This window comes from Gemmatimonadaceae bacterium, assembly GCA_036003045.1.
In the GTDB taxonomy this organism is placed as follows: domain Bacteria; phylum Gemmatimonadota; class Gemmatimonadetes; order Gemmatimonadales; family Gemmatimonadaceae; genus JAQBQB01.
On record DASYSS010000023.1, the window covers coordinates 75,117 to 89,273 of the forward strand.

At 66.2% G+C, this 14,157-nt stretch carries 14 protein-coding genes; 9 read left to right on the top strand and 5 right to left on the bottom strand.

The window, feature by feature from the left end:
• Positions 1-94 precede the first annotated feature (94 nt).
• Both VGQ44_05440 and VGQ44_05445 read right to left on the bottom strand, forming a co-directional pair.
• The gene (locus VGQ44_05440; protein HEV8446238.1) at positions 95-433 is read right to left on the bottom strand and encodes a hypothetical protein; all 339 of its coding nucleotides are present in this window, start codon (positions 431-433) and stop codon (positions 95-97) included.
• 85 nt (positions 434-518) lie between these two features.
• Positions 519-1,001 (bottom strand): hypothetical protein, encoded by a 483-nt coding sequence (locus tag VGQ44_05445; GenBank protein ID HEV8446239.1) that lies wholly within the window; start codon positions 999-1,001, stop codon positions 519-521.
• A 155-nt stretch (positions 1,002-1,156) separates the two neighbouring features.
• Here VGQ44_05445 and VGQ44_05450 point away from each other — a divergent pair, with 155 nt between their 5' ends.
• The 4 genes from VGQ44_05450 to VGQ44_05465 all read left to right on the top strand — a co-directional run bounded on the left by VGQ44_05450 (position 1,157) and on the right by VGQ44_05465 (position 4,978).
• The gene (locus tag VGQ44_05450; protein HEV8446240.1) at positions 1,157-2,410 is read left to right on the top strand and encodes a hypothetical protein; all 1,254 of its coding nucleotides are present in this window, start codon (positions 1,157-1,159) and stop codon (positions 2,408-2,410) included.
• Complete coding sequence (locus VGQ44_05455) at positions 2,403-3,209, top strand: DUF4159 domain-containing protein (protein ID HEV8446241.1); 807 nt, start codon at positions 2,403-2,405, stop codon at positions 3,207-3,209. The genes VGQ44_05450 and VGQ44_05455 overlap by 8 nt, the downstream gene beginning before the upstream one ends.
• Before the next feature lie 50 nt (positions 3,210-3,259).
• A complete protein-coding gene (locus VGQ44_05460; GenBank protein ID HEV8446242.1) occupies positions 3,260-3,601 on the top strand; it encodes a hypothetical protein in 342 nt (113 codons plus the stop codon).
• Positions 3,602-3,694: 93 nt separating this feature from the next.
• The gene (locus tag VGQ44_05465; GenBank protein ID HEV8446243.1) at positions 3,695-4,978 is read left to right on the top strand and encodes a serine hydrolase domain-containing protein; all 1,284 of its coding nucleotides are present in this window, start codon (positions 3,695-3,697) and stop codon (positions 4,976-4,978) included.
• Between the two features lie 7 nt (positions 4,979-4,985).
• On the opposite strand, the gene VGQ44_05470 is transcribed toward VGQ44_05465, so the two are convergent.
• Together VGQ44_05470 and VGQ44_05475 are read right to left on the bottom strand one after the other, a co-directional pair.
• Positions 4,986-7,427: an FtsX-like permease family protein gene (locus tag VGQ44_05470; protein HEV8446244.1), complete on the bottom strand. Its 2,442-nt coding sequence runs from the start codon at positions 7,425-7,427 to the stop codon at positions 4,986-4,988.
• Between the two features lie 153 nt (positions 7,428-7,580).
• Positions 7,581-8,600, bottom strand: coding sequence for a hypothetical protein (locus tag VGQ44_05475; GenBank protein HEV8446245.1), 1,020 nt, complete (start codon positions 8,598-8,600; stop codon positions 7,581-7,583).
• Between the two features lie 133 nt (positions 8,601-8,733).
• Here VGQ44_05475 and pyrR point away from each other — a divergent pair, with 133 nt between their 5' ends.
• The 5 genes from pyrR to VGQ44_05500 are packed head-to-tail and all read left to right on the top strand — an operon-like array spanning position 8,734 to position 13,301.
• Positions 8,734-9,291 (top strand): bifunctional pyr operon transcriptional regulator/uracil phosphoribosyltransferase PyrR, encoded by a 558-nt coding sequence (pyrR, locus tag VGQ44_05480; GenBank protein HEV8446246.1) that lies wholly within the window; start codon positions 8,734-8,736, stop codon positions 9,289-9,291.
• Positions 9,288-10,250 (top strand): aspartate carbamoyltransferase catalytic subunit, encoded by a 963-nt coding sequence (locus VGQ44_05485; protein HEV8446247.1) that lies wholly within the window; start codon positions 9,288-9,290, stop codon positions 10,248-10,250. Before pyrR ends, VGQ44_05485 begins: the two co-directional genes overlap by 4 nt.
• Positions 10,247-11,578, top strand: coding sequence for a dihydroorotase (locus VGQ44_05490; protein HEV8446248.1), 1,332 nt, complete (start codon positions 10,247-10,249; stop codon positions 11,576-11,578). The genes VGQ44_05485 and VGQ44_05490 overlap by 4 nt, the downstream gene beginning before the upstream one ends.
• The gene (locus tag VGQ44_05495) at positions 11,578-12,222 is read left to right on the top strand and encodes a class II aldolase/adducin family protein (protein HEV8446249.1); all 645 of its coding nucleotides are present in this window, start codon (positions 11,578-11,580) and stop codon (positions 12,220-12,222) included. Before VGQ44_05490 ends, VGQ44_05495 begins: the two co-directional genes overlap by 1 nt.
• Positions 12,219-13,301 carry a Ran-binding zinc finger domain-containing protein gene (locus tag VGQ44_05500; GenBank protein ID HEV8446250.1) on the top strand — a complete coding sequence of 361 codons (1,083 nt, stop codon included), beginning with the start codon at positions 12,219-12,221 and terminating at the stop codon, positions 13,299-13,301. The genes VGQ44_05495 and VGQ44_05500 overlap by 4 nt, the downstream gene beginning before the upstream one ends.
• 312 nt (positions 13,302-13,613) lie before the next feature.
• On the opposite strand, the gene rpsT is transcribed toward VGQ44_05500, so the two are convergent.
• Positions 13,614-13,847, bottom strand: coding sequence for a 30S ribosomal protein S20 (gene rpsT / locus VGQ44_05505; protein ID HEV8446251.1), 234 nt, complete (start codon positions 13,845-13,847; stop codon positions 13,614-13,616).
• Positions 13,848-14,157 lie beyond the last annotated feature (310 nt).

The window sequence follows — 14,157 nt, forward strand, 5'->3', positions numbered from 1 at the left end:
CGGTGCTTCGCTCTGGACGCCGTTCTCAGTCTTCGTCGATGTTCGCCGGTTGTTGCTGTGCCGTCGCTCCCCCTTCGCCGTTCTCTCGCGTCGTCTACTCCTGTTGGCTGACCAGGTCGTCCGTCGCGCGGGCAAGCCGTTCGCGATACGAGCGAATCGTCTCGTCGGCCCGACGGAGCGGAAGCGCGAAACGGGGATCGTCAGGCTGCGCCACGGTGCCCGGGGGATTTTCGTCGAGCATCAGATCGCCTCCGCATTCCTCAACCGCCTCCTCGAACCGCTCCACCTCTTCGAGCACGAGGATCAACGCTTCGGGACTCTCGTCGCCGTTGAGCGCGATGCCGAGCCCTTCCAATCGAGCGATCACCTCGTCAGACGCCCGCTGCAAATCGGCCGATCGCGAAAAGTCTCCGGAGCTGTCCATTCTCGCCATTGGTTCCTCGTCTCGCGTGAAGGGAGTTCGTGGTGGCGCCCATCAGGTCGCATAAATGAAGCCACCAGCGAACGAGCTCAGATGCTCATTTCCACGTAATGGCCAAGCCCGCGTCGACGGTCTGCACGCTGCGCAGTTTCGCGTGCGCGAGCAACGCGTTGGCGAAGACGCTGAGCGCAACCGGCGCGCCGGGAAACGTGATGTCGTACATCGCGCCGAGCTGACCCGCGAGCCCGGCTACGTTGCCATTGCCATCGGGGTCGCCGTTGCCGTAGCCGAGTCCGGCCTTCACGTGAAGTGGGATGACCGGGAGGTGCGCCTGCACGAGCGCCGTGGCGAACGCCACCTGTGATACGCGACCCTTCCAGTAGTCGACTTCCGCGCCCAGACCGAGGCCGGGAAAGAGCGGCCGGACGACTTCGGCCATGAGAACCGGCGCGCCGCTTCCATCGGAGAGGGAAGATTCAGTCGAACCCGACAAACCGGCGCCGGCTCCGACGGAAACGCGGAGCTGCGCCGAAGCCGTCGATGACAGCGTCACGAGCGCGGCGAGCACGAGATGGCGCATGAGCGAAACCTCCAGTGTATAAAGAGAAACAAACGGCACTGGCGTGATCAGTCCGCCGTGCGAGCTTCATACCAGGCAAACGATCGAACGTTCGAAGGTGTGACTCACAATGTCGGCGTGGGGTCGTCCAATCATCGAGCGTTCAGGAGAGGAGCATGCGTCGCTCCGTGATGGCAGGGGTGTTCGCGATGTCGGCCGGCGTGTCGATCAGCGCGCGAGTCGCCGAGTTGCCGCGAGCGAAGTCCGGCGAGCTCACGGTGCACGAGTGGGGAACATTCACCAGCGTCGCCGGCGCCGACGGCCGGGCGATCGACTGGCTGCCGCTCGGCGGGCCGAGCGACCTGCCGTGCTTCGTGCAGCACTTCAACAACGATCAATTCGTCAAGACACTGCCCGCTCGGCCCGCGGGAACCACCGTCGCCACCGCCGTGGCGTCCGCGACCTATGACCTCGCCCGCCGTCAGATGGCGGCGCGCGTTCGGATGGAGACGCCGGTCCTCTACTTCTACTCGGACCGCGACACGACGGTGCACGTCCGCGTCAGCTTCCATCACGGGTTGATGACCGAGTGGTTTCCACCGGCCACCGTTTCACAAGGAGCCGTGAGCGCGGCGACGCTTCACGATGCGGCGACGACCGGCGTGATCGATTGGCCGGCGGTGCGGGTGACGCCGACGGCCGCGCCGGTGTTCCCGACCGAGCGCGTCGAGTCGCGGTACTACGCGGCCAGAAGCACCGATGCCGCGCCCTTGTCCGTGGGCGGAGCGCGCGAGCGCTTCCTCTTCTATCGCGGCGTCGCCGACTTCGACGTTCCGCTCGGCGCGTCGTTCGAGAGCGACGGTCGGGTTCTGCTGAAGAATCTCTCGGCGAATGAAATCCCGGCAACCATTCTCTTCGAACGGCGCGGCGCGAAGCTCGGATACCGCGTCCTGGGGTTGATCGGCGGCGACCTGCTGTCGGTGCCGCCCGCGCTCGACGGAACCATGGACGGACTGCGCCACACGCTCGAGCAGACGCTCGCCGCGCAGGGACTCACCGCCAAGGAAGCTTCGGCGATGGTGGAGACATGGCGCGACTCGTGGTTCGAGGACGGGCTGCGCGTGTTCTACATCATGCCGCGGCACATGGTGGACGACGTTCTTCCGCTGGACATCACGCCGGCGCCGACGCGAGTCGCGAGGGTCTTCGTCGGACGCTTGGAGCTGTTCCCGCCGGCGACGGTACAAGCGGTGCGCGCCGCGATCGACGCCGACGATCAGACGTCGCTCTCCAAGTACGCGCGCTTCCTCGGCCCGCTGACCGACCGCGTTCTGGCCGAGATCCATCACCCCGCGGTCTCGGCGAGAATCCGCGACGTGACCAACGCGGCGCTCACGACGTATCTCCGGAGAACCGCGGTCTGTGAATAGACGGATCGTCGCCGCGACGGCGACACTGCTGCTGTTTGCCGCGACGCCGCCGGCGACGGGCCAACGCAACGGGTTCAGCGGCTACCTCTGCCCGGACCCGCCGATCTACAACATCCCGTACGACGGCCGGTTCACGTTCGCGCGACTCAAATACACCGGTGGTCCGGGGCAGTGTTACTATCGCGGCGAGCCGTCGTGGGCCCACGGCTACGGGTACACGGATCACGGGACGGCCGAGTCGAACCTGCTCAAGATCACGGCCGACATCAGCACGCTTCGCCCGCATCTCGACGCGACCAACGTCATCGCGATCGACGATCCGGCGTTGTTTCGCTACCCCGTGGCTTTCCTCGTCGAGGGCGGCTACCTGACGCTCAACGAGAAGGAAGTCGGGGCGCTGCGGAAATACCTGCTCAAGGGCGGCTTCCTGATCATCGACGACTCGCGGGAGGACACACGGCGCGGGCAATCGGGGTGGACCAACCTCGAAGCCATGCTCGGCCTCGTGCTGCCGGGGCTTCATCCGATCGACATGGAGCTGTCCCACCCGATTTTTCATTCGTTCTTTGACATTCCATCATTCGATATTGTAAAGCAGTATTATGACTACGGGCCGCCGGTCTTCAAGGGAGTCTTCGCGGGCAACGATCGGACGAAGCGCCTGATGGTGATGATCAACTTCAACACCGACCTCTCGAACTACTGGGAATACTCGGCGTCGGGGTTTCGCCCGATCGACGAGTCGAACGAGGCGTACAAGCTCGGCGTCAACTATCTGATGTACGCGCTGATCCACTGACGAAGGCGGCCGGAGCGGGAAGGGTACCCGCCCAAGACGCAGGCAAGGGCATGGTTGCTGCCTTCCTCGCCTGCGTGTCGAATGACGAGATGGATCGCGAGGCGTGGCAGGACGCCCGGCGGCTAGGTCGCCATCTGTTCATAGAAGAGCGTGTGTTGCACGTCGGCATGGTACTGGGCGCCAGTCTGGCCGCCGGGAACGCCGTCATGGGCGGAACGTTCGCCGAGTACAATCCCACGCGCATCGCGCTCGAAGCGGTGTACTACCTCAGCGGCAGCATGGTGTTGAGCGGATTCGCCGCCATGCTCGAGTGGCGCTTTCTCTCCAAGCGATTCGGTTCTCTGATTCCCACTCGGCCGGGCGCGCGTGGCGTCGGCCGAAATCGTGTATAATCAGAACGACCGTTGTCCGGTCCCGCTCGCCGGGACCGTTTGACCAAGGACGGCAGCCACGACTTAACGCCGCTCCCAAAGAGGAGGCGCTTGATGAGTGCCGTTCCGACGCGTGTCGCGCGCTTCACCCCGCCGTCGCGAATCACAGCGGCGGCGCTCGTCGCCGGCCTCATGCTGTCGCCAGCGCGAACGGTTGCCGCCCAGGACCACTCGCGCATCGACCGCTTTCTGCAGAGCTACGTCGACTCGAACCGGATCGGCGGCGCGGTCGTGCTCGTGTTGCGCGACGGCAAAGTCGTCCATGAAAGGGCCGTGGGGTGGGCGGACCGAGAAGCGAAGCGGCCGATGACCGCCGACGCAATCTTCCGCATCGCGTCGGAATCCAAGCCCGTGACGTCGGTGGCGATCCTGCAGCTCGCCGAGGCGGGCAAGCTGTCGATCGACGATCCGGTGTCGCGCTGGCTGCCGACCTACGCGAAGACATTCGTCGCGAGCGACGCGCCGGGGGACAGCGGCCGCACCCTCATGCCCGCGCGCCGTCCGATCATCATACGAGATCTCATCACCCACACGGCCGGGATCTCGTACGGACTCGAGCCGCAGGTCGCGGCCCGCTACGCGGCCAAGGCGCTGGGTCCCGGCGCGGGCGCTGGGCTCGGGTGGTACACAGCGGACAAGGATGAACCGGCCTGCGCGACGATGGAGCGGCTCGGCACCCTCCCGTTCGTCGCGCAGCCGGGGGAGCGTTGGGTATTCGGGTACAACCTCGACATCCTGGGATGCGTCGTCGAACGCGCGGCCGGCATGCCGCTCGACAAGTACGTCCACGATCGGATCACCGCACCGCTCGGCATGAACGAGACGTATTTTTTCCTGCCTGCCGGAATGCGCGCGCGGCTCGTCGCGGTCTACGCGAGCGATTCCACGAAGCACGCCGCTCGCGCGCCCGATGGGCCGCGTGGACAGGGCAACTACGTGGACGGCCCGCGCAAAAACTTCGCGGGCGGGGCGGGGCTGCTCTCGACGGCGAGCGACTACTCGCGGTTTCTGGAGATGATCCGCGGCGGCGGCACGCTCGGCGGCGTGCGAATTCTCTCATCGCGCTCGGTCGATCTCATGACGCACAACCAGATTGGCGCGCGGTATGGAGTGCCGGGGCAGGGGTTCGGCTTCGGCTTCTACACGATCGACAGCCTCGGCGCGGATGGGCCGAAGTCGCTCGGGACGTTCGGTTGGCGCGGAGGCTACGGCACGATCGCGTTCGTGGACCCGAAGGAGAAGCTCACGGTCGTATTCATGATCAACCAGATCCCGAACACGGCCGACTTGGCGGCACGACTCCCGTCAGAGGTGTACGCGGCGCTTCTGGGTCGCTGAGACCGGCCTACTCCGATCGCATCGATTCGACTGGATCGATACGCGTCGCTTTGAGCGCGGGAACGACTGCCGCGACGATCGCGACGGTGAAGAGGACCGCGCCCATCGCGGCGAAGAGGGGCGCGTCGTACTGATCGCCGTCGAACGAGAAGGCGTACAGCCAGTTCATCGTGTACTTCGTGCAGAGCAGACCGACCGCGATTCCACCCAGCGCTACCGCGTTGCCTTCGCGAAGAACTGCGCGAAGGATGTGACGGGTGTCCGCGCCCAGCGCGATGCGGACGCCGAACTCGCGCTTGCGCTCGGCGACGGAGTGCGCGACGACGCCGTAGATGCCGAGCGCCGCGAGACCGAGCGCCAGCAGGGTGAACAGCTCGAAGATGTCCGCCACGAAGTCGTGGCTCTCGCGAAGCCGCAGGAGTCCCATCGCGTCTTCCATCGTTTCCACGTTCGTTGTCCACGACGCAGGAAGCTTGGCGAACGCGCGGCGGACGTTGAGGGGCATGTGTTCGGCATCGCGCCGCGCACGAACAATGACGTTCGCCGTGTACCCGAACTTGCTGGCGACAAACGAGTCCGTCGCCGCCGGCCGGTAGTACATCGCCCCGAGCGAGTGCGGCGGCGGCGCGTGCGGGTTGTCGACGTCGTGCTGATTGACGTAGTTGCGGATCTGTCCGGCGACGCCGACGACGCGAACCCAGGGAGCGTGGGAGGAATCGCTGCCGAGCTTGATCTGATTTCCGATCCAGTGGCCGTCGGGCCAGAGGTACATCGCGGTCTGTTTGTCGATGATCAATTCGCCCGTCGACCCGACGCCATCGAGGAAATCGCGGCCCTCGATGATCGGGATTTGCATCGTACGCAAATAGCCGGGCGACACCACGTCGTAGCCTTTGCGGAGCGCCTGATAGGCGCGCTTGTCACCGTGCACGTCGACGGCCGCGATCCCATTGTCCTTCATGAAGTCGAAGGATCGAACCGCCGCGCTGGCGATCTCGGGGACGCTGGCGATCAAACTCAGAACTTCGTTCTCCGCGTCCACGTATCGCTTGCTCACGTGAGGAGCGCGGTTGAAGACCCATGCCTCCGACAGCGGCTTGAGATCGAAGCCGGTCTCGTACGAATCAAAGACGAACGCGCTTCGCACGACGAGCGCCGTCCCGCTCAACACGGCGAGCGCCAGCCCCATCTCGACCATGATCATGAGCGAGTACTTGCGGCGGTTACGCGCGTTCGCGCCGGTCCCCGCGCCCGATTTGAGCAGCTCGTTCGGGTCGGCGCGCGACACGTGAAGCGCCGGGACGAGGCCGATGATGACCACGCAGACGACGCAGGCCACGATCCCGAACGCGAACATGCGCCAGCTCGTCTGCGGCGCCACGACGAAGTCGGCGACGCTTGGGGGAATGTGCGCCTCGAGCAGCTTGTTCGCCCAGAGCGTCGCGACCAAGCCGAACGTCAACCCCGCCACGGCGAGCAACGAGCTCTCCAGCAGCAGCTGAGCGATGATGTCCTGGCGCGTCGCGCCGAGCGCGGTTCGCAGCGCCAGCTCTCGGCTGCGCCCGAGACCGCGCGCGAGCTGCAGATTCGCGAGATTGGCGCAGGCGATGAGCAAGACCGCGAGCACGGCGCCAATCAGCGCGAAGTGAAAACCGGCGAAATGAAATTGCCGGTACTCGATCGGCCTGAGCAGGAAGCCGGCGCCCTTGAGCGGCTCACCGGCCGCCGCGGCGAGAAGGCCGAATCGGTGCGAGAGCTCGTCGATCGTGGGCTGCGCCTGCTTGAGCGTGAGCCCAGGGCGCAGGCGCGCGATGTTTGCTGGCAGGGCACTCAGCGGAACGGTCGGTGGCGGGAGCATCCACACCGATAACTGATCGCCCGGCACCTGCGACGCGCGATCGATGACGCCGATGATCGGGTGCGACACGCCGTCGATGCTGATCGTCGACCCGACCGACGACTCGAACGGGAAGAGTCCACCCGCGACCGCCGTGCTGATCACGACGGGCGAAGACGAATCGGTGTAGTCGGCGTCGGTGAAGGCTCGACCCTCGGTCGGCCGGATGCCAAGAAAGCGAAAGATGTTTGGCGATACCTGCGCGACTCCGCCGCGCCGCAACCGGTGTCCATGCTCGAGCATCGCCGGCTCGCGGAAGGCGCCCCCTTGGTAGCTTGCGGTCGCTGTCAGAATGCCGGATGCCGATCCGAGAATATCGGCGCGCTGTTGAAGCGTGATCTTTCCGAACCGATCGCCCCACACGCTGAGGGAGTAGAGCTCTTCGGGATGCGACACGTCGACGCGCGGATTGATCATCGCGTCGAGGACGCTGTACATCGTCGTGTTGAGCGCGATCGCCAAGCCGAGCGAGACGACAGCGACGATGCTGAAGCCGCGGTGGCGCGCGAACGAGCGGACGGCGATGCGAAGGTCGGAACCGGAGAGGCGCACTGGCAGGAGAACGGGTCGCGGGTGGGTTCTGGCAGCTACCACTCACGGGACGACCCGGGTGAGTCAGGCGCCACTCGCCGTCACATTCTTTCCCCTTCAATCCCAAGAACGGACACCCGAAGACCGTCGCGTGCCGCCGGTGGCTCCTTCGTCCTAGGGAGTCCTCTCGACCGCCAACACGACGAACGAACCCGGGACCATCGGCGCGCGTCCTCGTCGACCGCCGGCGTTCCCCGGTGCGGCGCCGAATTTTGCGCCGGCGAGAAAGATTGTGTGCGTCGTCGGGTCGAGCCCCATGTTCCGCGAGCCGGTCATGGTTGGCAGCGTTTGGACCACGTGGTAAGTGTCCGGCGTGTCCTCGTGAATCACCGTGAGTGTGCCGTCGGCGTTCGATGCAAAAGCGTCGCCGGTGGCGGGATCGAACCCCGCACCGTCCACGCCCGTGCCTATGGGGATCGTCGTCACGATTTTGCCCGCGGCGTAATCCGAGATCGCCATCACGCCGCTGCGGCACCCGCTGAACAATCGCTTGTGCCGAGCGTCGATCGCCATCGCCACGGGATTCTTGCAGGGCGCGGTAGACCACCGCCGCGTGACGTTGAGATTCTTCGCGTCGATCTCCACGACTTCGCCGTTGTCCGTGAGATTCGCGTAGACCTTGCCGTCGCCGGCTGAGACGCCGTACTCCGGCTTGCCGCCGAGGGCGATGTTCGTGATCGTCTTGCCGGTGGCAGGGTCGATGACCGTCGACGAGTGCGCGTCGCCGTTGAAGGTGAAGACGCGATCCGACGCCGGGTCGTAAATGACCGCGTCGGCGTCCTCGGCGGCGTGCGCGCGCCCCAGAACCTTGTACGTCGCGAGGTCGAACATGACGACCGAGCTGTCGTTGCCCGACGTCGCGAACCCGTGCCCGGACCTCTCGGCGATCGCGGTGCCGTGCGCGCCGTCGATGCCGGCCACTTGGCCGAGGAGCTTGCCGTCGTTCTCGTCGACGACCATCACGCGGTTCTGCCGGCCGATGAACACGCGGTGGTGGGCCGGGTCGGGGACGAGATAATCCCAACTGCCGTCCCCGCCGACGGGATAAGTATGAGAGATCTGGTATGGCCCCGCGGCCTGCGCGTGGAGCGTCGCGACGGCACCGAGCGCGAGAACGGCGACAATCGAGCGCATGAGACGACTCCGGTGGTGGGCGGATGAGAGTCGAACTCAATGTACGGCCGCCCGGGGATGACGGACCTGTCGTTCGGGTGACAGCCGGACCGGGCCTTCTATCGCGTCCCGACCCTTCTATATTGTGCTCCCGATGGCCGCGCCGCCAAAACAGACCACCGTCCTCGACGCGAGGGCCTTCGACCGAACCGTTCGGCGGATGGCCGACGAGATCGTTGAATTGAACGAGGGGACCGACGATCTCGTCATCGTCGGCATTCAGCGCCGCGGAGTCCAGCTCGCGGCGCAAATCGTCTCCACGATCCGCGAGCGTGAGAAGGCCGACGTCGCCCGAGGCGCACTCGACATCACGCTGTACCGCGACGATCTCCAAACCGTCGGTCCGCGGCCGGTCGTCGGACAGACCGAGATCCCGGTGGACATCGACGGCAAGTGCGTGGTGATCGTCGACGATGTCCTCTACACGGGCCGAACGATCCGCGCCGCGCTCGACGAGCTGGCCGATTTCGGAAGGCCCCGGCGAATCGCCTTGGCCGTCTTGATCGACCGTGGCGGCCGCGAGCTGCCCATCCAACCCGACATCGTCGGCAAGAAGATTTCGGCCCCCGCGTCGCAGCGCGTCGACGTTCTGGTCGAAGAGATCGACGGCAAGAACGGCGTCGTCATCGCTCAGCGCGAGGACACGGTGTGACGCATCCGCTCGGCAAGGATCTTCTGGGACTCGAGCCGCTCAGCGGTGAGCAAATCCGGTTGATTCTCGACACCGCCGAGCCGTTCAAGGAAATCAGCGAGCGCGCGATCAAGAAGGTGCCGACACTGCGCGGCGCGACGATCGTGAATCTGTTCTTCGAGGCGTCGACACGCACGCGCGTGTCGTTCGAGTTCGCGGAGAAACGGCTGTCGGCCGACACCGTGAACGTCGCGGCGTCCGGATCGAGCGTGAGCAAAGGTGAAACGCTCGTCGACACGGCGCGCAATCTCGAGGCGATGCGGATCGACATGGTCGTCATCAGGCACGCCGCCTCGGGCGCGGCGCGGTTCCTCGCCGACCGCATCGAGTCGAACGTCATCAACGCCGGCGACGGGACGCACGAGCATCCGACGCAGGGACTGCTCGACATGCTCACACTGCGCGACCACTTCAAGCGCCTCGAAGGACTCAAGGTGTGCATCGTGGGCGACGTGCTGCACTCGCGCGTCGCGCGGTCGAACATCTGGGGGTTGACCAAAATGGGCGCGCAGGTCGCCGTCTGCGGCCCGCGGTCGCTGCTGCCGAGCGCGATCGACGACTTCGGCGTGACGGTGTTCGACCGCGTCGAGACGGCGCTCGAGTGGGCGGATGCGTTGAACGTCCTTCGTCTTCAGCTCGAGCGCATGACCGCGGGGTATATACCCTCCCTTCGCGAGTACAACAGAGTTTTTGGCGTTTCTCGCGAGCGTCTCGAAGCGGCGAAGCGCGAAGTGCTCATCCTCCACCCCGGACCGATGAACCGCGGCGTCGAGATCGATTCCGACGTCGCCGACGGTCCGTTCAGCGTGATCCTCGATCAAGTGACGAACGGCGTCGCGGTGCGCATGGCCGTGCTCTATCTCCTCTCGGGCGGACGGCCGGAGCTGGCGGAAGCGGCGAAAAAAGGAGGCGAGCGGTGAGCAACGCGCTTCTCCTCCGCGGCGGGCGGATCATCGACCCGACGCAGTCGCTCGATGCCACGGGAGACGTGCTGGTGGTCGACGGCGAGATCGCCGCGATCGGACCGCGCGCCGGCAACGAGGCCGACGGGCGGGACGGACTCGAGACCCTCGACTGTTCCGGCCTCGTCGTGTCGCCCGGGTTCGTCGACGTGCACTGCCACCTGCGCGAGCCTGGGCGCGAGGAAGTCGAGACGATCGCGACCGGCGCGCGCGCGGCAGCGGCGGGAGGATTCACCGCGGTGTGCGCGATGCCGAACACCGATCCCGTCACGGACAATCAAGCCGCGGTCGGCTTCATCATCCGCCAAGCGCAGCGCGCGAACGCGGCGCGCGTCTACCCGATCGGCGCCATCTCCGTCGGCCAAAAAGGCGAGTCGCTCGCCGAGTTTGGAGAAATGGTATCGGCCGGCGCGGTGGCGGTGAGCGACGACGGCCGGCCGGTGGTGAGCGCGCACCTCATGCGGACCGCGCTCGAGTACGCGCGCACGTTCGGCATTCCCGTCGCCGATCACTGCGAGGAGCCGACGCTCGCCAAAGGCGGCGCGATGAACGAGGGAATCGTCAGCGCGCGCCTGGGGCTCAAGGGCGTGCCGTCGGAAGCCGAGGAGATCATGGCGATCCGCGACATCCTTCTGGCGCGGCGGACGGGGGGGCACGTCCATCTCTGCCACATGAGCACGCGCGGATCGGCCGAGCTCATTCGGTGGGGAAAAGAGCGCGGCATCAACGTGACGGCTGAAGTCTGCCCGCATCACCTGTCGCTCACCGAGGAAGCGGTCGGCGACTACGACACGAACGCGAAGATGAACCCGCCGCTGCGCACGGCGGACGACGTCGCCGCGATTCAGGAAGCGGTGCGCGACGGGACGATCGATCTCATCGCGACCGATCATGCGCCGCACCACTACGACGAAAAGGAGCGCGAGTTCTCGGACGCGCCCAACGGCATCGTCGGTCTCGAGACGGCGCTCGCGGTGAACCTCACCTGGCTCGTCGCGCAACAGCGCATCGACCTGCCGACGCTCGTCGAGAAGATGTCGTGTGCTCCGGCGCGCATCTTCAAGCTGCCCGGCGGCACGCTGCGTCGCGGCGGCGTCGCCGACATCACGGTGTTCGATCCCGACGTCGAGTGGACGGTCGATCCGGCGGCGTTCAAGTCGAAGGGGCGCAACACGCCGTACGCGGGGAAAACGCTCCGCGGGCGCGTGCGGTGGACCTTGGTGGGCGGCCGCGTCGTGCACGGCGCGGCGCCGGCGCCCGCGAGGGCGGGGAAAGCGAGGGGATAGTGAGCGCGCGCGATCGCGACGCGCTGGCGCTAGCGATCGTCGGCGTGTGCCGCCGCCTCTACGAGCGCGGGCTCATCGCGGGTCCGGACGGTAACGTGTCGGCGCGCCTCTCGGACGGCTCGATTCTCGTCACGCCGAGCGGGTTGTCCAAGGGGATTGTGACCGCCGAGCACCTGGTCGTCGTCGATGACAAGGGGGCGGTGCTCGACGGCACCCTGTCGCCCTCCAGCGAGCTTGCGATGCATCTCCGCATCTACGCACGGCGCTCGGACGTGAGGGCCGTGGTGCACGCGCATCCGCCCACAGCGACCGGGTTCGCGGTGGCCGGCGAATCTTTTATGGCGCCCGTGCTGCCGGAAGTTATCTTGCAGATGGGTGCGGTACCCCTGGTGCCGTACGCCACGCCCGGAACCGACGCGTTGGCGGATGCGCTGGAACCGTATCTGGATCACCACGACGCGTTCTTGCTGGCCAACCATGGAGCCACGACCCTCGGCGCGACCCTGACCGAGGCGCATCATAGAATGGAGAGTCTCGAACACGCCGCGCGAATTCTGCTTGCGGCGCGCGCGGTTGGCAGAGTGCGGGAGTTGAATGTCGCCGACGTAGACGCCCTTCGCTCGCGGCACGAGGATCATCGATGACCGATACGAATCGCTCGCTACAGGAACTGCCGGCGCTTTTGACCGAACGCCGCAAATACGAAAAGTGGCTGCAGGCGCTCGACGCTCGGCGAGACACCACGCCGCAGCACGTCTTCGAGCGCGTGAAAGCCGACTACACCGGGCGGTTGGAGCGCGTCGACGAAGAGCTGGCCGTCCACCGCCAGGCAGTGAACGAAGAGCGATCGAGCCTTCACTCGCGCCGTTCGCTGCTCGAGGCCGAAGAGCAACTTCGCCGCGACGAGCGCGCGGAGCTCGAGTTGCGACAGCACGTCGGCGAGCTCGAGGGTGGCGAGGCCGATTCGGCCTTCAAGGCCGTTGACGATGCGCTCAAGCAACTCGTTGGCGAAAAGACAGGTCTGTCGGCTCGAATCGGCGAGCTCGACGCGCTCTTGGAGCTGAAGCCTTTCGCGACGCCGCCGGGCCAACCGTCTACACCGCTCGAATCGCCGCCACTCGGTCTTCCGAAAATGCCGGCGCCAGCCTTGGCCCCGGCACCTGCCGCCGCGCCTCCGCGCGCCGCGGCACCGATCAGTCCGCCGCCGCCGCCGGCGCCGCCGCGTCCCGCGCCCGTGCACGCGCCGGCCGCCGCACCGCCGGCTCCGGCGGTCGCAGCCGTGTCGGCCGCCGCGAAGACGGAGCGCGCCGAACCAATCATCCCGTCCACCGAGCCGGCGCCGCCGGATCGCGGGCAGCTGCGCACGCCCGATGGACGCTTCGACGAGATGGCGTTCGTGCGCGGTGTCGTCGGTCCCGAGGGCAATGGACCAGCGGCGTCCGCCACAGCACCGGCCCCGCCGCGCGCGCGCGACGTGGGAAGCGCCAACGTGCCGTTGCGAGGCCGTGCGTCGCAGGAGCAACTGGTCGAAAGCGTGCGAATCGATCCCACGCGCGTCGAGCGCCCACTCGCGGCCAACGTGCCGTCGAACACGCCGATCGTACTGCGCACGTCGGGACAGACGGAGCAGTCGAAGACGCTCAAGTGCAGCGAGTGCGGAGCGATGAACTATCCGACGGAGTGGTACTGCGAGAGGTGTGGGGCTGAACTCGCGGCTCTCTGAGAGAGAACTGCCGGCGCCGAACCTTCCGAACACCGAAACTTCCAAATTCCGAGACTTCCAAACTCCGAGACTGCGAGACTCCCGAACTCCGAACCTGCCAAACTGCGACACCGCCGAACTCGGAGATTGGTGAAACAAGACTGGCGGTGTAGGAAAAACGAAAGAGCCCGGCGATCCCGGGCTCTTCTTCATTTCACAATACCGACTCGCGCAGTTGCGTCGTTCTTCGGAGTCCGGCCGTTTCGGTTTTCGGCGGTTTCGGACTTGGGCAGTTTCGGACTTCGGCAGTTCTCGGACTTCGGGAGTCCCTCGCTACCCGGCTTTCGCGATCGCGCTCTTGCGTCGCGCGGCTGTGTTGCGATGAATGAGGCCCTTTCGCGCCGCGCGATCGAGGAGCTTTACGGCCGCGACTTTCGTGGCCTGGGTGGCTCCCGGCGCCGCCGCTTTCTTGACCGCCGTCCGCAGGGCGGCTCGTTGCGCACGGTTGCGCACGGTGGCCGCGCGGGTTTTGCGCATGTTCTTCTTGGCGGACGCGATATTCGGCACGAAAACGACTCTCCAAATCCAGTGAAACAACGGTGCTCCGGCGAGGGGTTGAAGCTAGACTTCAACAACGCGAAAGTCAAGGCGCGATAATGCTTTGACACCTCCCTCACGCACTACTACCTTACGCGCGGGACCGAAGGCCCGCGCTCGGAGCCATCTCACTTCCGGGCCGGCGACCGCCAACCCGCTCCCGACTGCCGACGTTGCATATCCAAGATGTGTTGATGGCTGCGCCGGTGCTGCTGTTCTCGGTCATCGCGCACGAGTACGCACACGGCTACGCGGCACTCAAACAGGGGGACACCACCGC

Bases quoted from the DNA above. Each gene is read 5' to 3' on its own strand.
- VGQ44_05440 (HEV8446238.1), bottom strand. From the start codon at position 433: ATGGCGAGAATGGACAGCTCCGGAGACTTTTCGCGATCGGCCGATTTG.
- VGQ44_05445 (HEV8446239.1), bottom strand. From the start codon at position 1,001: ATGCGCCATCTCGTGCTCGCCGCGCTCGTGACGCTGTCATCGACGGCT.
- VGQ44_05475 (HEV8446245.1), bottom strand. From the start codon at position 8,600: ATGCGCTCGATTGTCGCCGTTCTCGCGCTCGGTGCCGTCGCGACGCTC.
- VGQ44_05465 (HEV8446243.1), top strand. From the start codon at position 3,695: ATGAGTGCCGTTCCGACGCGTGTCGCGCGCTTCACCCCGCCGTCGCGA.
- VGQ44_05450 (HEV8446240.1), top strand. From the start codon at position 1,157: ATGCGTCGCTCCGTGATGGCAGGGGTGTTCGCGATGTCGGCCGGCGTG.
- pyrR (HEV8446246.1), top strand. From the start codon at position 8,734: ATGGCCGCGCCGCCAAAACAGACCACCGTCCTCGACGCGAGGGCCTTC.
- VGQ44_05460 (HEV8446242.1), top strand. From the start codon at position 3,260: ATGGTTGCTGCCTTCCTCGCCTGCGTGTCGAATGACGAGATGGATCGC.
- VGQ44_05500 (HEV8446250.1), top strand. From the start codon at position 12,219: ATGACCGATACGAATCGCTCGCTACAGGAACTGCCGGCGCTTTTGACC.